Annotated in this window: 15 protein-coding genes; 7 read left to right on the top strand and 8 right to left on the bottom strand. The window is 67.9% G+C overall.

Annotated elements, in window-relative coordinates:
- The first annotated feature begins 67 nt into the window (after positions 1-67).
- From P7D22_RS19295 to P7D22_RS19285, 3 genes are all read left to right on the top strand, one after another.
- A complete protein-coding gene (locus P7D22_RS19295) occupies positions 68-1180 on the top strand; it encodes a pyridoxal phosphate-dependent aminotransferase (RefSeq protein WP_319935880.1) in 1113 nt (370 codons plus the stop codon).
- Positions 1173-2090 carry a prephenate/arogenate dehydrogenase family protein gene (locus P7D22_RS19290; RefSeq protein ID WP_319935879.1) on the top strand — a complete coding sequence of 306 codons (918 nt, stop codon included), beginning with the start codon at positions 1173-1175 and terminating at the stop codon, positions 2088-2090. Before P7D22_RS19295 ends, P7D22_RS19290 begins: the two co-directional genes overlap by 8 nt.
- Before the next feature lie 478 nt (positions 2091-2568).
- Entirely contained in the window at positions 2569-2856 is a 288-nt protein-coding gene (locus P7D22_RS19285; protein WP_319935878.1) for a GIY-YIG nuclease family protein, read from the top strand.
- A 563-nt stretch (positions 2857-3419) separates the two neighbouring features.
- Here P7D22_RS19285 and P7D22_RS19280 read toward each other — a convergent pair.
- The 4 genes from P7D22_RS19280 to P7D22_RS19265 all read right to left on the bottom strand — a co-directional run bounded on the left by P7D22_RS19280 (position 3420) and on the right by P7D22_RS19265 (position 7957).
- Positions 3420-4103, bottom strand: a complete 684-nt coding sequence (locus tag P7D22_RS19280) for an ABC transporter ATP-binding protein (protein WP_319935877.1) — start codon at positions 4101-4103, stop codon at positions 3420-3422.
- Positions 4103-5326: a lipoprotein-releasing ABC transporter permease subunit gene (locus P7D22_RS19275; protein ID WP_319935884.1), complete on the bottom strand. Its 1224-nt coding sequence runs from the start codon at positions 5324-5326 to the stop codon at positions 4103-4105. The genes P7D22_RS19280 and P7D22_RS19275 overlap by 1 nt, the downstream gene beginning before the upstream one ends.
- 68 nt (positions 5327-5394) lie before the next feature.
- Entirely contained in the window at positions 5395-6732 is a 1338-nt protein-coding gene (gene proS, locus P7D22_RS19270; protein WP_319935876.1) for a proline--tRNA ligase, read from the bottom strand.
- Positions 6733-7345: 613 nt separating this feature from the next.
- Positions 7346-7957, bottom strand: a complete 612-nt coding sequence (locus tag P7D22_RS19265; RefSeq protein WP_319935875.1) for a YciE/YciF ferroxidase family protein — start codon at positions 7955-7957, stop codon at positions 7346-7348.
- A 198-nt stretch (positions 7958-8155) separates the two neighbouring features.
- Between P7D22_RS19265 and P7D22_RS19260 the strand changes: the two genes are divergently transcribed.
- Together P7D22_RS19260 and recQ are read left to right on the top strand one after the other, a co-directional pair.
- Positions 8156-8875: a Crp/Fnr family transcriptional regulator gene (locus P7D22_RS19260; RefSeq protein ID WP_319935874.1), complete on the top strand. Its 720-nt coding sequence runs from the start codon at positions 8156-8158 to the stop codon at positions 8873-8875.
- Positions 8872-10677 (top strand): DNA helicase RecQ, encoded by a 1806-nt coding sequence (gene recQ / locus P7D22_RS19255; protein ID WP_319935873.1) that lies wholly within the window; start codon positions 8872-8874, stop codon positions 10675-10677. Before P7D22_RS19260 ends, recQ begins: the two co-directional genes overlap by 4 nt.
- Positions 10678-11152: 475 nt before the next feature.
- On the opposite strand, the gene P7D22_RS19250 is transcribed toward recQ, so the two are convergent.
- On the bottom strand, positions 11153-12040 hold the full coding sequence (locus tag P7D22_RS19250) for a LysR family transcriptional regulator (RefSeq protein ID WP_319935883.1): 888 nt from the start codon (positions 12038-12040) through the stop codon (positions 11153-11155).
- A gap of 106 nt (positions 12041-12146) precedes the next feature.
- On the opposite strand from P7D22_RS19250, the gene P7D22_RS19245 reads away from it, so the two are divergent.
- Together P7D22_RS19245 and P7D22_RS19240 are read left to right on the top strand one after the other, a co-directional pair.
- The gene (locus P7D22_RS19245) at positions 12147-13013 is read left to right on the top strand and encodes an SDR family oxidoreductase (RefSeq protein ID WP_319935872.1); all 867 of its coding nucleotides are present in this window, start codon (positions 12147-12149) and stop codon (positions 13011-13013) included.
- A 166-nt stretch (positions 13014-13179) separates the two neighbouring features.
- Entirely contained in the window at positions 13180-13635 is a 456-nt protein-coding gene (locus tag P7D22_RS19240; RefSeq protein ID WP_319935871.1) for a DUF2000 family protein, read from the top strand.
- A gap of 32 nt (positions 13636-13667) precedes the next feature.
- Here P7D22_RS19240 and P7D22_RS19235 read toward each other — a convergent pair whose 3' ends face one another.
- The 3 genes from P7D22_RS19235 to P7D22_RS19225 form a co-directional block, all read right to left on the bottom strand.
- Complete coding sequence (locus P7D22_RS19235; protein ID WP_319935882.1) at positions 13668-13910, bottom strand: glutathione binding-like protein; 243 nt, start codon at positions 13908-13910, stop codon at positions 13668-13670.
- 146 nt (positions 13911-14056) lie between these two features.
- On the bottom strand, positions 14057-14455 hold the full coding sequence (locus P7D22_RS19230) for a VOC family protein (RefSeq protein WP_319935870.1): 399 nt from the start codon (positions 14453-14455) through the stop codon (positions 14057-14059).
- A gap of 80 nt (positions 14456-14535) precedes the next feature.
- Positions 14536-15093, bottom strand: a complete 558-nt coding sequence (locus P7D22_RS19225) for an SDR family oxidoreductase (protein ID WP_319935881.1) — start codon at positions 15091-15093, stop codon at positions 14536-14538.
- Positions 15094-15231: the final 138 nt, after the last annotated feature.

Raw genomic sequence — 15231 nt, 5'->3', positions numbered from 1 at the left:
CCCCCGTTTATGTCGGCAGCCACGCGGCCCGTTTCGAGCTCGCCTGACGCGTCACCGGATCGCCTGCATGAACGCCCCCGCCCGCCCGCAAGCCCGCGCCAACGTCCTGGCCATTGACGCCTACGTGCCGGGCCGGCATGCGGCGACGGGCGGCACCAAGACCTACAAACTCTCGGCCAACGAAACGCCGCTCGGGCCCTCCGCGAAGGCCATCGCGGCCTTCCAGGCCGCCGCCGCCACGCTGGAGCTTTATCCCGAAGGCTCGGCCCGCCGCCTGCGCGAAGCCATCGCCAGCCGCTACGGGCTCGACCCGGCCCGCATCATCTGCGGCTGCGGCTCCGACGACCTGCTGAACCTTCTGGCGCTCGCCTATACCGGGCCAGACCGCGAGGCGATCATCACCGAGCACGGCTTCGCGGTCTATAAGATCGCCGTGCAGGCGATGGGCGGCACCCCCGTGATCGTGCCCGAACGCGACCTGACGGCCAATGTCGATGCCATCCTGGCTGCCGTGACGCCGCGCACGAGCGTCGTCTTCCTGGCCAACCCCAACAACCCCACCGGCACCTATCTGCCGCATGCCGAGGTGAAGCGGCTGCAGGCCGGCCTGCCGGCCGACGTGCTGCTGGTGCTCGACGCCGCTTATGCGGAATACGTGCGGACCAACGATTATTCGTCCGGGCTCGAACTCGTGTCGGAAAGCGACAACGTGGTGATGACCCGCACCTTCTCGAAGATCCACGGGCTCGGGGCGCTGCGCCTCGGTTGGCTTTACGGGCCGGCGCACGTGTGCGACGCGCTGAACCGCATTCGCGGGCCTTTCAACACCAATGGGCCTGCCATCGAGGCCGGCATCGCGGCTGTGGGCGACGCTGCCCACATGGAGCGTTCCATCGCCCATAACACGCAATGGCTCGGCTGGCTGGCGGACGAACTCGGCCGGCTGGGCCTCGCGGTCACGCCGAGCGTCGGCAACTTTCTGCTGGTCACCTTCCCCCGCGAGCCCGGCCGCACCGCCGCCGAGGCCGACGCCTTTCTGCTCGACCACGGCCTGGTGCTGCGCGGCGTCGCGGGCTACGGCCTGCCCGACGCGCTGCGCCTAACGGTCGGCACCGAAGAAGCGAACCGCCTGGTGGTGGCGACGCTGACGACCTTCATGGGCCGGCCGCCCCGTGGCTGAGCCGGTCTTCCCGCGCCTGACGGTTGTCGGCTTCGGCCTCATCGGCGGATCGGTGGCGCGGGCCGCCAAGGCCTATGGGCTCGCGGGCCACGTCACCGCCGCCGACAACAGCCCCGCCGTGCGGACCCGGGTGCGCGAGCTTGATGTCGTCGACGCCGTGGCCGACAGTCTCGCCGAAGCGGTGGCCGAGGCCGATGCCGTCGTGCTGAGCGTACCGGTCGGCGAAAGCGGCCCGGTGGTGCAGGCCATGGCGCCGTTTCTGAAGCCCGGCGTCGTGGTGTCGGACGTCGGCTCGGTCAAGGCCGCCGTGATTGCCGCCGTAACGCCCCACCTGCCGGACCACGCGAGCTTCGTGCCGGCCCATCCGGTGGCCGGCACCGAATTCTCGGGGCCGGACGCCGGCTTCGCGGAACTGTTCGCCGACCGTTGGTGCATCCTCACCCCTTACGAGCGCTCGACCGAGGCCGGCGTGGCCGCCATGGGGCGCCTTTGGCAAGGCTTTGGTGCCCGGGTGGAGACCATGGCGCCCCGCCATCACGATTTGGTGCTGGCCATCACCAGCCACGTGCCGCACCTCATCGCCTACAACATCGTCGGCACGGCGGCGCACCTCGAGGAAGTTACTCAATCCGAGGTGATGAAGTTCTCGGCCGGCGGCTTCCGCGACTTCACCCGCATCGCGGCCTCGGACCCGACCATGTGGCGCGACATCTTCCTCAACAACAAGGACGCGGTGCTGGAAATGCTCGGCCGCTTCAGCGAGGACCTGTCGTCCCTGCAGCGGATGGTGCGCTTCGGCGACGGTGACGGCCTGTTCGAACTCTTCACCCGCACCCGCGCCATCCGCACCGGCATCATCGCGGAAGGGCAGGAAACCGCCGCACCGGATTTCGGCCGCCGCAAAGGGTAAATACGCCTCATTCCGGGCGGAGCGCAGCGCAGACCCGGAACCGGGGAGCCTCGGCGAGGCAGGTCGAAGCACACCGGTTCCGGGTTCGGCTACGCCGCACCGGAATGAGGATGGGCAGAGCCAAGCTTTCGCCCAGCCCTCCCGATCGCCCTCATTCCGGGCGAAGCACAGCGTAGACCCGAAACCGGGGAGCCTCGGCGAGGCAGGTCGAAGCACACCGGTTCCGGGTTCGGCTCCGCCGCCCCGGAATGAGGGTGGGCAGAGCCAAGCTTTCGCCCCGCCCTCCCGATCGCCCTCATTCCGGGCGAAGCACAGCGTAGACCCGGAACCGGGGAGCCTTGGCGAGGCAGGCTGGAGCACACCGGTTCCGGGTTCGGCTCCGCCGCCCCGGAATGAGGGTGGGGATGGGTGTCGAGGCGCCTTGCAGGGCGTTGCGACAAGGCTGATGCTGCGAGCTTCATCACCCCGGAAGTTTCACGTGCCGTGCCACGTCTACATGCTGTCGAGCAGACCTTATGGGACGCTCTACCTTGGCGTGACGCACGCGATCGGCAGGCGCATCGTCGAGCATAGGGCTGCGATGACCCCCAGCTTCACGGCCACCTACGGTGTTTACCGTCTCGTCTGGATGGAGGATTACGCGTTGATGGTGGATGCCATCGCGCGTGAGAAGGCGCTGAAGAAATGGCGTCGCGCCTGGAAGATCGCCCTGATCGAGGCAGCCAATCCGCAATGGGAAGACTTATTCCCTACCCTGAACAACTGACACCTCATTCCGGGCGGAGCGCAGCGTAGACCCGGAACCGGGGAGCCTCGGCGAGGCAGGCTGAAGCACACCGGTTCCGGGTTCGGCTGCGCCACCCCGGAATGAGGGTGGGGTAGAGGCAAGGTTTTTCCCAGCCCTCCCGATCGCCCTCATTCCGGGCGGCGCGCAGCGCAGACCCGGAACCGGGGAGCCTCGGTGAGGCAGGCCGAAACACACCGGTTCCGGGTTCGGCTGCGCCGCCTCGGAATGAGGGTGGGGCAGAGACGAGGTTTTTCCCAGCCCTCCCAATCGCCCTCATTCCGGGCGAAGCGCAGCGCAGACCCGGAACTGGGGAGCCTCGGCAAGGCAGGTCGAAGCACACCGGTTCCGGGTTCGGCTGCGCCGCCCCGGAATGAGGGTGGGGTTGAGGCAAAGCTTTCGCCTAAGCCCTCCCGATCGCCCTCGTTCCGGGCGGAGCGCAGCGCAGACCCGGAACCGGGGAGCCTCGGTGAGGCAGGCCGAAGCACACCGGTTCCGGGTTCGGCTGCGCCGCCCCGGAATGAGGGTGTCGCGCGGGTCCGCCCTTACGCCATCTCGACCACCAGCCCGTCGGCCAGCGTCACGCGGCGGTCCATGCGGCCTGCGAGGTCCATGTTGTGGGTGGCGATCAGGGCCGCGAGGCCGGTTGCCTTCACCAGGGTCGACAGGGTTCCGAAGACGTGGTCGGCGGTCTTCGGGTCGAGGTTGCCGGTGGGCTCGTCGGCCAGCAGCAGACCCGGCGCGTTGGCGACCGCGCGCGCGATGGCGACGCGCTGCTGCTCGCCGCCCGACAGTTCCGCCGGCCGGTGGGTGGTGCGCTGGCCGAGGCCGAGATAGGCCAGAAGCTCGGTCGCCCGCTTGGCCGCCTCGGGCCGCGACAGGCCGTTAATCATCTGTGGCATCATGACGTTCTCGAGCGCCGAGAACTCGGCCAACAGATGATGGGCCTGGTAGACGAAGCCGATGCGGGAGCGGCGCATCGCCGTGCGGGCCGCGTCGTTCAGGGTGGCGGTCGGCTCATCACCCACCATCACCTCGCCGGCGTCGGGCCGCTCGAGCAGGCCCGCAAGATGCAGCAAGGTCGACTTGCCCGAGCCCGAAGGGGCCACCAGGGCTACCGACTGGCCGGGCCACAACGTCAGGCTGGCGCCGCGCAGGATGTCGAGCGTCGCGGCGCCCTGGACGTAGCGGCGCTCGACACGGTCGAGCAGGAGCGCGGAATCAGCCATCACTCGTACCGGAGCGCTTCGACGGGATCGAGGGTCGCGGCCCGCCAGGCCGGGTAGATGGTGGCGAGCAGCGACAACACGAGGGTGAGCACCACCACCGAGACCACGTCGCCGGCCTGCACCACCGACGGCAGCCGCGACAGGAAGTACAGCTCGGAGGGGAACAGGTTGGCGCCGAGCAGCCAGTTGAGGCCGGAGCGGATGTGCTCGATATTGTGCGCCACCAGCAGACCGAGGATCAGCCCGACGCCTGTCCCGGCCACGCCGATCGAGGCACCCGTCATCAGGAAGATGCGCAGGATGGCGCCGCGCGTCGCCCCCATGGTGCGCAGGATGGCGATGTCGGGCCCCTTGTCCTTCACCAGCATGATGAGGCCCGACACGATGTTGAGGGCCGCCACCAGCACGATCAGCGCCAGGATCAGGAACATCACGTTGCGCTCGACCTGCAGGGCGTCGAAGAAGGTCTTGTTGCGCTGCCGCCAGTCGGTGAGAATCACGGGGCGGCCGACCGCCTCCTCGATCTCCTTGCGGACCTGGTCGATGCGGTCGGGGTGGTCGACGAAAATCTCCACCACCGAGACCTCGTTCAGCTTGTCGAAATAAGCCTGCGCCTCGGTGAGCGGCATATACACGAAGGACGAATCGAACTCCGACATGCCGATGTTGAACACCGCCGCCACCGGATAGCCCTTGATCCGCGGCGCCACGCCGAACGGCGTCTGGGCGCCCTTGGCGGTCAACACCGACATCGCGTCGCCGACCCGCAGCGACAGGCTTTCGGCGAGCCGCTGGCCGATCGCCAGCCCGCCACCGGTGTCGAAGCCGTCGAGCGAGCCGAGCGTGATGTGGCCCGCGATGCCGGGTAGCTGCTTGAGGTCCGCCTCGCGGATGCCGCGAATGAGCGCGCCGGCCTGGTTATATTGCGACGACACGCCCGCCGCGCCCTCGATCATCGGGATCACCAGCTTGACGCCCGACACCTTGCGGATGCGGTCGTCGATGGCGTCGAAGTCGGTCAAGGGCGTGTCGGTCGCCTGCAGGAAGATGTGGCCGTTGATGCCGACGATCTTGTCGAGCAGCTCGGCCCGAAAGCCGTTCATCACCGACATCACCACGATCAGCGTCGCGACGCCCAGCATGATGCCCAGAAACGAGAAGGCCGCGATCACGGAGATAAAGCTCCGTTCGCGCCGGGCCCGCAGGTAGCGCAGGGCCACCATCCACTCGAACGGGGCAGCAAGGCGGAACCGCGGGGCGCGCCCGAGGCGACCCGCAACAGGGGCATGGCTCAACGGCGCGGGTCCTGTCCGGTCAGCTTGGCGAGGCAGTCGTCGACGCTCATCAGTTCGCGGGCGCCCGACCGACGGTTCTTCAACTCGACCTTGCCGTCGGCGATGCTTTTGGGGCCGACGATCACCTGATCGGGCAGCCCGATCAGGTCCATGGTGGCGAATTTGGCACCAGGCCGCTCGTCGCGGTCGTCGTACAGCACATCGAGGCCGGCGGCCTGGAGCGCCTGGTAGATCCTGGCGCAGGCCGCATCGGTGGCGCCATCGCCGACTTTCAGGTTCGCGAGCCCCACCCGGAACGGCGCCACGGCGTCGGGCCAGATGATGCCGGCCTCGTCATGGCCCGCCTCGATCAGCGCCGCCACGACGCGGCTCGGCCCGATGCCGTAGGACCCCATGTGGACCGGAACCTCGCGACCGTCCGGCCCCGCCACCACGGCCTTCATGGCAGCCGAATATTTGGTGCCGAAATAAAAGATGTGGCCGATCTCGATGCCGCGTGCCGACATGCCGGCCCCCTCCGGCAGGGCCGCGAAGGCCGCCGCGTCGTGCTTTTCTTCCGTGGCCGCATAAAGCGAGGTCCACGTGTCGACGATCGACTGCAGGCCGGCCTTGTCGTCGAAATCGACATCGGCCGCCGGCGGCGTGAAGTCGAGGTAGTCCTTGTGGCAGAACACTTCGGACTCGCCCGTCTGGGCGAGGATCAGGAACTCATGGCTGAGGTCGCCGCCGATCGGCCCCGTGTCGGCCACCATCGGGATGGCCTTGACGCCGAGCCGCGCAAAGGTGCGCAGGTAGGCCACGAACATCTTGTTGTAGGAATGCTTGGCGCCCGCATAGTCGAGGTCGAACGAATAAGCGTCCTTCATCAGGAACTCGCGCGACCGCATCACGCCGAAGCGCGGCCGCACCTCGTCGCGGAACTTCCACTGGATGTGGTACAGGTTGAGCGGCAGGTCCTTGTAGGACCGCACGTGCGACCGGAAGATGTCGGTCACCATCTCCTCGTTGGTCGGGCCGTAAAGCATGTCGCGCTCGTGCCGGTCCTTGATGCGCAGCATCTCCTTGCCGTAGTCGTCGTAGCGGCCGGACTCACGCCACAGGTCGGCCGACTGCACGGTCGGCATCATGATCTCGAGCGCGCCAGAGCGGTCCTGCTCCTCGCGGATGATCGCATTGACCTTGTTGAGCACCCGCAGGCCGAGCGGCAGCCAGGCATAGATGCCGGCTGCCTCCTGCTTCAGCATCCCGGCCCGCAGCATCAACCGATGCGAGACGATCTCGGCTTCCTTCGGGTTCTCGCGGAGGATCGGCAGGAAGTATCGGCTGGAACGCATCAACGGGCTCGGATCATCGGGGGTGGGCGCCGCCGCGGCACGCCCGGAGGGGCAAGCGCCCGGAGACCATAAAACCACGCCGGACGCAACGATCCGTTAATGCCGTTGCGGCCGGCACGCCTAAGATTAACCCACCGCGAGGGCAAAAAACGGCAGAAAACCGGCATGCAGGCGTTGCAATGTGCAGCGTTCCTCTTACACTTGCCCCGTGCTGATGCTTCGCCGTGACGAAGCGCCGCCGCCGTCCAAGTCTTGGGAGGGACTTAACGGCACCACTCCAGGTCGGATCGCGACCAACCGCCACCGGGGTTCCGATGGCCGAGAGAAGTGGGCAGAACAATCTGGCAAGGTCTGGCTGGGACGTCAGGCCTTGCTTTTTCCTATCGACGAACTGGCTGCCACTTAAGGGTCTGGCAGTCGAGGCCCATGGCCGGCACGGCTTTGGCAGCGCGGCTCAGGCAATCGCGGATGTGATGGCGTTGCGCTTGCCGAACCTCCGATCCCGTTAGAACAAGTGTCGGCGTTCCTCGACACCATTGGAGCATCGACGCAACGAGGCCCCGGCCGGTGATCCTGCCGGGGCCTCGTTGCGATCAAACCCGTGGGTCGTGGATCAGGACGCCTTCTTGCTCTTGGCCGGCGCCTTCTTGCCGTCGTCCTGCTTGGCGAGCTTCGCTTCCGCCTCGCTGTTTTCCTGCTTTTCTTCGTCCTCGTCGTCCTCGTCGATCTCACCCTCGCCAGCCTGGACGTTGGCGATCGACTCGGCGACTTGCGACAGCTTCTCGTCCGCCGCCTTTTCCTCGCTCAGGGTCGCGTCGAACAGCGTCACGGCTTCATCGAGCCCGAGCTGGCCGGCCCAGCTCTTCAGCGTGCCGTAACGGGCGATCTCGTAATGCTCCACCGCCTGGGCGCAGCCGATCAGAACGGCATCGGCCGCGTCGGTGCCGCCGAACTCCTCGAGGTCTTCCTGCATCTCGGTGACGATGCCCTGCATGGCTTCGCAGGTCTTGGCCCGGGCAGGCTTGCCGAGGATCTCGAACACCTGCTCGAGCCGCTCCACCTGGCCGGCGCTTTCATCGCGATGCGCCTCGAAGGCCTGCTTCAGCTCGGGGGCCTTGGCGGCCTTGGCCGACTTGGTCAGCGCCCGCACGGACTGCTTTTCGGCGTAATACACATCCTTCAGCGTCTCGTAGAACGCATCCGACAACGTTTTGGTCTTGGCCATGACACTCTCCCCAACCGTTTGCGATCCGAACCCGGCGCCACGTGGGCCGCCCGGTCGCCGAGTCACAAACCCATGAGGCGGCCCGTCGTTCAGCCGCCTGGGCCATGATTCCGACTCACAAAGGTTAGCCCGGTTCGGCTCTCGATTATCCTGCCTGGGCTTGTTCTCGTTTGGGCGTGGCTCGGCTATGCGTTCCCCATGGCGAATCCCCTGGTCCAGAAGCTGCAACACCGCGACACGCTGTCGGCCGAGGAACAGGCCGCCCTCGAGGCCCTGTCGCTCGACACCCGGTCGTTCCGGGTCGGCGAGACGATGGTGCGGCAGGACGAGGTGCAGGATCGCAGCACGCTGCTGCTCGAAGGCTTCGCGGCCCGCGTCCGCTCGACGCGCTCCGGCAAGCGGCAGATCGTGGCGGTGCACCTGACCGGCGACTTCGTCGACCTGCACAGCTTCGTGCTGAAGCGCATCGACCATTCGATCGAAGCCCTGACGCCCTGCCGCATCGCCTCGGTGCCGCATACCGCGTTGACCGCGATCACGGAGCGCTTCCCCCACCTGACCCGCCTGCTGTGGCTGTCGACCGTCATCGACGGCGCGGTGCATCGGGCCTGGCTCGCCGCCATGGGGTCGCGGTCGGCCGCCGGCCACCTGGCCCATTTCATCTGCGAGATGTTTCTGCGGCTGCAGGCCGTGGCGCAGACCGAGGGACAGACCATGCGGCTGCCCTTCACCCAGACCGAGATCGGCGAGATCCTGGGTCTTTCGAGCGTCCATGTGAACCGCACGCTGCAGAACCTCCGGGCCGAAAGCCTGCTGCGCTGGCAGGACGGGGTCATTACCATCCTCGATTGGGCCGGCCTGCAACGCGCCGCCGAATTCGACCCGGTCTACCTTTCGCTGCAGAAGGAGCCGCGGTGACGGCCGCGGTGCGGGACCCGCGGGACGTTCTGCGCACCACCTTCGGGCACGACGGCTTTCGGGGCCGGCAGGCCGAGGTGGTGGCCCAGGTGGTGGGCGGCGGCGATGCCGTGGTGTTGTTCCCCACCGGGGCCGGCAAGTCGGTGTGCTACCAGGTGCCGGCCCTGTGCCGCCCGGGCACGGCCGTGGTGGTGTCGCCGCTGATCGCCCTGATGCGCGACCAGGTCGAGGCGCTGCGCCAGGCCGGCGTCAATGCCGGGGCGCTGAACTCGCTGACGCCCTCCGAGGACGCGGCCCGCATCCGGCGCGACTTCCGCTCGGGCGCGCTGAAGCTGCTTTACGTGGCGCCCGAGCGCTTGTTCGTGGACGGGTTCATCGATTGGCTCGGCCAGGGCACGATCGCGCTCTTCGCCATCGACGAGGCCCATTGCGTGTCGGCCTGGGGTCATGACTTCCGGCCCGAATACCTGCAGCTCGCGACCCTGCGGGAGCGCTTCCCCGGCGTGCCCCGCATGGCCCTGACCGCCACCGCGGACCCGCAAACCCGCGACGACCTGCGGGCGCGCCTGGAGCTCGACGACGCCCCCGTCTTTGCGACGAGCTTCGACCGGCCCAACATCCGCTATGCCATCGTGGAGAAGGACCAGCCGCGCCGGCAGCTGCTGGCCTTCCTGAAGCCGCACGCCAAGGCGAGCGGCATCGTGTATTGCCTCAGCCGCCGGAAGGTCGAGGAGGTGGCGGGCTTCCTCTCGGACAACGGCATCCGGGCCCTGCCCTACCATGCCGGGCTCGACCGGGCGGTGCGCGACGCCAACCAGGACACCTTCCTGAAGGAAGACCGGCTGTGCCTCGTGGCCACGGTGGCGTTCGGCATGGGCATCGACAAGCCCGACGTGCGCTACGTGGCCCATCTCGACCTGCCCGGTTCGATCGAGAGTTATTACCAGGAAACCGGCCGCGCCGGCCGCGACGGCCAGCCCTCCGACGCCTGGATGAGCTACGGCATGAGCGACGTGGTGCAGCGCCGCCGCATGATCGACGAAGGCCAGTCGCCCGAGGAGGTGAAGCGCGTCGAGCGCAGCAAGCTCAGCGCGCTGCTCGGCGTGTGCGAGACCGCGGGCTGCCGCCGGCAGGCGCTGCTGGCGCATTTCGGCGAAAGCCACCCGGGCCGTTGCGGCAATTGCGACACCTGCTTGAACCCGGTCGAGACCATCGACGGCACCGTGATCGCCCAGAAGCTGATGTCGGCCATCTACCGCACCGGCCAGCGCTACGGCGCCGGCCACGTGATCGACGTGCTGCGGGGCAACAAGACCGACAAGGTGGTGCAGGCCGGGCACGACGCGCTGCCGACCTTCGGGGTCGGCCGCGACCGCGACCAGCGCGGCTGGCTGTCGGCCGTGCGGCAACTCGCCGTCACCGGGCTGGTGCAGGTCGACCACGCCTTCGGCACGCTGAAACTCGGCGAGGATGCCCGGGCGGTGTTGAAGGGCGAGCGCAAGCTGGAACTCCGGCGCGAGCGCGCCGGCAAGGTCGCCAATGCGGCCCGCTCGCCCGGCGAGTCCCTGGCCGGCGAGGCCGACCGTCTGTTCCAGGCGCTGCGCGCCGAGCGCGCCCGCCTGGCCAAGGACCAGGGCGTACCGCCCTATGTGGTGTTCCACGACACGACGCTCGTCGCCATGGCGACGCGCCGCCCCGGCACCCTAGCCGATCTCGGCCGCGTGCCGGGCATCGGCGCCGCCAAGCTCGACCGCTACGGCGCGGCGTTTTTGGCGGTGATCGCCGAGGATGGGGAGGATTGAGGGATAGAACACGTCTTCCGCAGCCAAGCGCGCCGAAGCGCTCTCGCGCCACCCGGCAATGACTTGGCGCTTGCACCGGAGTTCCGCACCACGCAAGCCGTTGAACGAGCATGGTCGTTTGGTGGCGCACCAATCGAGGCGATCGTGCAGAACGCCCGATCCGTCTGATCTTCGAGGATCGCCATTCAGACACCGGCACTTCCAAATTGCGCAGTCGTCCCGCTCAGGCGCAAGATGGGTTTTCCAGGCGTATCGGAAGCAGGACGGAGTCACGAAACCCCTGAAGCAGGTGGTTCCGCACGGTCTAGGAGGGTGAGGCACCACACCTGCTTACGCCTACAAGCAGCCATTTGGGCCTTCCGGGTCTGGTTGGCCGGCGCGTCTCCTAGCGACCCAAATGGACGCGTACCATCCGCAAGGGGCCGCCATAGTTTGCCCGACGACGACGGTGAAACGGGAAAGCTCGCTGGGACCTTCATCCAGCAAGATAGGCGGCAAGTTCCTCCGAGGTGGCTTTGGGAAAGGATTGCCGTAGCAAGTCAAGGAAGGCCGACACCCTGGCGTTGAGCAACCGACGCGATGGATAGAGCGCCCATAGCGCAATCTCTGATCCGGCCACATCGCCCCAGTTCACCAGCCGCCCGCCGGCGACATCGTGCATGACCAGCGATAACGGCAAGCGCGCCACCCCGGCTCCGGCGCGCACCGCATCACGGATCATCACCAGCGACGACAGGCGCAGCACGGCATCGACTGCGAGCGTCACCGGCCCATTCGGGCCCGCGAGCGTCCAGGATCGAGCGGGATCGGCACCGCGCACCACAGCTGGCGTGGCTCCACCAGAAGGGCGCGGCAGATCGGGGCCGGCGACCACGACCAAACGGTCGTACAAGAACGGGCGACCGACCAGCGCATCATCGGGCGCCGGGTTGACGCGGATCGCGAGATCGTAGCCCTCCTCGATCATATCCACGGCGCGGTCGTCGGTCGTCACCTCCAACCGCCCCTCCGGGTGGCGGCGCGCGAACTCGGCCGCGAGCCGCCCCATTGCGGTCTGCGAGAACAGCAGGGGCGCACTGATCCGCAGCCGCCCGCGGACCTGGCCGCCGCCGGACGCGACGGCGGCGGCCGTTTCCTCCAACTCGGTCAGCAAAGCGCCAGCCCGTTCGAACAGCGCGCGCCCTTCCTCGGTCAGCTTGAGGTCGCGCCGCCCCCGCTCGAACAACCGCAGACCTAGCGCCGCTTCTAGTTCGCCGACGCGCCGGGACAGTGTGGCCTTGGGCCGCCGGGCAGCGCGGGACGCGGCACCGAAGCCTCCATGTCGGGCGACGAGGGTGAAATCGGCAAGCGCAAGCAGATCCATGATGTTCCACCAGTGAGACGCCGCGTCCAAATTGCGCATCTATTTGCATCGATGTGGATCACGCATCTTCAGCTCGTCAGCAAGACCCAACCAAGGAGCTACAGCCATGACCATCCTCGTCACCGGTGCCACCGGCCGCGTCGGCCGCCACCTCGTCGATCAGCTCGCCACGCGCGGCGCCGCCGTGCGTGTGCTGACCCGCGACCCCGCCAAGGCCACATTCCCGGCGGGTGTCGAAGTGGTGAAGGGCGACCTGCTCGACCTTGACGCGTTGCGCGCTGCCTTTTCCGGCGTCCGCACGCTATTCCTGCTGAATGCGGTGACGGGCGACGAATTCACCCAGGCAATCATCGCCCTGAACGTAGCGCGTGAGGCCGGGGTCGAGCGTGTGGTGTACTTGTCGGTGTTCGAGGCCGACCGGGCCGTTAACGTGCCGCACTTCGCGGTGAAGTACGGCGCCGAGCGGATGCTCGAGGCGATGGGCTTCAGCGCGACGATCCTGCGCCCGACCTACTTCATCGACAACGAGGTCATGGTGAAGGAGGTAATTCTGAACCACGGCGTTTATCCGATGCCGATCGGCGGCAAAGGCATGGCCATGGTCGATAGCCGCGACATCGCGGAGGTCGCGGCGATCGAGCTGATCCGCCGCGATAGGGCGCCGGGCAAGCTGCCGATCGAGAGGATCAACGTGGTTGGTCCGGAAACGCTCACCGGCCAGCAAGTGGCCGCGATCTGGTCGGAGGTGCTCGGCCACTCGGTCGCCTACGGAGGCGACGATCCCAGCGGCTTCGAAGCCAGCATGGCGACATTCATGCCGAAGTGGACGGCCTACGAGATGCGGCTGATGGCCGAGCGTTACGTCACCGACGGCATGATCCCCGAAGCGGGCGACGCCGAGCGTCTGACCGCCATGCTAGGGCGCCCGCTGCATGGCTATCGCGAAACCGCGACCGCACTCGCCCGGGCCTGAACCTCACGCCTGACAGGAACAACCGCCAAGGAACACCGCCCTCGTAGCCGGCCCCGTCGGCCTGGTGCCGGGGCGGTCAGGTCATGGGCAAGGTCGCCGCGAGCATCCCGAGTGCTTGAAGCCTAAGACCCCGCTCCGACCCGGCGCGATCCTATGAGGCTGGGCGGTGCGGGCCTGCCCGCCCCACCCTGCCTTTCGATGCAGCCATGCCGCGTGTTCAAGCACGAAGGTCGTTATCCTCGCGCTTGAACACCTGAACGTTTGGAAGAAGCTGAACGTCACGGCCTTCCTTGCCACCGGGATCGCCGGTGGTGCTGCCGAGGCGATGGGAGAGCCCTACTTGAATGCGGCCGGCACCCACTATGCGGCCCTGCTCGGCCAGCCAATCATGATCTACGCGGCCAACCAAGCGATGCTGCCACGCGCTCGCCGGCAGACGCAGATGCGCGGGCTCACTGCGCCGCATCCGTGGAAGCCATGTTCTCGACGGGCCACGACGTGGCCAACCGGGAGGGCTTCCTTGCTGAGCCGGCCGACAAGCCAGCCCCGGTCAGGATCGCGCTTCGTGGACCCAGGAAGGACAGCGATAAACTCCGTAAAGGATGCCAAGCGGCAATCCTAGCTGAACATGGGTTGCCCAGGCAGCGCGACCGGTCAGTACTTGGCGCTCGGGCGGCGGCAGACGCGGCCATACCAAGCGTTCAGGCGCGGGCGGCCCTGGCCGAAGGCGAGGTCACATCGCTCCCGCGCGGTCTGGAAGGCCTTGAAGTCGGCGATCGACGGCTCGAGGCCGGCGAGGAATGCATTATCCCCGATCACCGTTCCCGCACGTTCAACAGCTCGCCGACATGGCGGAACAGTCGGTCGGCATCCTGTCGCGGCGGCGCCGGCTCTCAGGAAGGCTGCTGCGGCCGCCTCATCCTTTCAGCAAATCAGCGCGACACGCGCTCGTGGCCCACACCGCGGGCGATCATTTGCCCGAAGCCAGCATTTCAGACGACAGCAAAAGGCCTTCCTCTGCCTTAGCGCAGGCCGGAGCTAACTTACGCCCCCGCGCCGACCTCCGCCCCCTCGGGCGTCATCCAGGCCATGACGCCGCCGCCCGGCGCCCGCAGGATCGCCATGCGGCCGACGCCGGGGATGCTCCAGGGATCGCGCAGCACGGTGGCGCCGGCCTTGGCGGCCCCGGTCAGGCGCGCGTCGACGTCGTCGACCGACACATAGGTGAGCCAATGGTCCGACACGGCGTCGAATTCGAGCCCGTCGAGCCGGAACAAGCCGCCGACCCGCTGCCCGTCGCTGGTGATGATGCCATAGGTGCCGCCATCCGGCAGGCCGATATCCTCATAGGCCCAGCCGAGCGTCGCCGTGAAGAAGCTCTTGGCCGCCTCGGGGTCGTGGCTGTTGAGCTCGCTCCAGATCACACGTCCATGATGGGACATGGTTTTCTCCCCGGCCGACCGCGGCTGCGCCTTGATGATTCGAGACACCATGCGCGGCTGCGGCGGCTCCGTCTACCGGCTTAAGCGGCGCCGTACATGCGGTTGGCCGTGGGGCTGATCACGATCTCGTTCAGGCAGACGCTGGCGGGGCGCGTCGCCACGAACAGGATCAAGGCCCCGAGGTCGTCGGGCTGCAGCATGCGGGCGCGCTCGTCGGCGGGCGGCGGCACGGGGCGCTGGTCGAGGATCGGCGTCGCCACCTCGGCCGGCAGAATGGCGGTCGAGCGGATGTTGTTGTTGTATTCCTCCATGTTGAGGCTCTGGCTCATGGCCACCACGGCGTGTTTGGCGGCCGTATAGGCCGAGCCGCTCACCGGACTGACGTATTTGCCGGCCCAGGAGGCCGTGTGGATCAGCACGCCGTCGCGCTGCCGCCGCATCGGCCGCAAGGCCGCCAGGGCGCTGAAATAAGCGGCCGACAGGTTGCCGCGCAGCACGGTGTCGACGGCCGCCGGCGTCAGCGCGTCCCAGCGCCGCTCGCGGATGTTCAGCCCGGCATTATTGACCAGGATGTCGAGCCGCCCGAAGCGGGCGAGCGTCGCCGCTACGATGCGCTCGGCCGTGTCCGGATCGGTCAGGTCGCCGGGGGGGTGAACCCCCCGGGGGGGGGGGGGGGGGGGGGGGCCGCGGGGGGGGGGGGGCCCGGGGGGCCCCCCCCCCCCGCGCCGGTATTCCCGCGCTCGGCCGTCAAGGCGCTACAGGCGCTGCCACTGGTG

The organism is Lichenihabitans sp. Uapishka_5 (genome assembly GCF_033947565.1).
Lineage (GTDB): Bacteria > Pseudomonadota > Alphaproteobacteria > Rhizobiales > Beijerinckiaceae > Lichenihabitans.
Note: the sequence above shows the minus strand (reverse complement) of the source record. Positions and strands in the feature narration are given on the sequence as shown.

Coding starts and splice junctions, on each gene's coding strand:
- P7D22_RS19295 (WP_319935880.1), top strand. CDS start 68: ATGAACGCCCCCGCCCGCCCGCAAGCCCGCGCCAACGTCCTGGCCATT.
- P7D22_RS19280 (WP_319935877.1), bottom strand. CDS start 4,103: ATGGCTGATTCCGCGCTCCTGCTCGACCGTGTCGAGCGCCGCTACGTC.
- P7D22_RS19275 (WP_319935884.1), bottom strand. CDS start 5,326: ATGGTGGCCCTGCGCTACCTGCGGGCCCGGCGCGAACGGAGCTTTATC.
- proS (WP_319935876.1), bottom strand. CDS start 6,732: ATGCGTTCCAGCCGATACTTCCTGCCGATCCTCCGCGAGAACCCGAAG.
- P7D22_RS19265 (WP_319935875.1), bottom strand. CDS start 7,957: ATGGCCAAGACCAAAACGTTGTCGGATGCGTTCTACGAGACGCTGAAG.
- P7D22_RS19260 (WP_319935874.1), top strand. CDS start 8,156: ATGGCGAATCCCCTGGTCCAGAAGCTGCAACACCGCGACACGCTGTCG.
- P7D22_RS19250 (WP_319935883.1), bottom strand. CDS start 12,040: ATGGATCTGCTTGCGCTTGCCGATTTCACCCTCGTCGCCCGACATGGA.
- P7D22_RS19245 (WP_319935872.1), top strand. CDS start 12,147: ATGACCATCCTCGTCACCGGTGCCACCGGCCGCGTCGGCCGCCACCTC.
- P7D22_RS19230 (WP_319935870.1), bottom strand. CDS start 14,455: ATGTCCCATCATGGACGTGTGATCTGGAGCGAGCTCAACAGCCACGAC.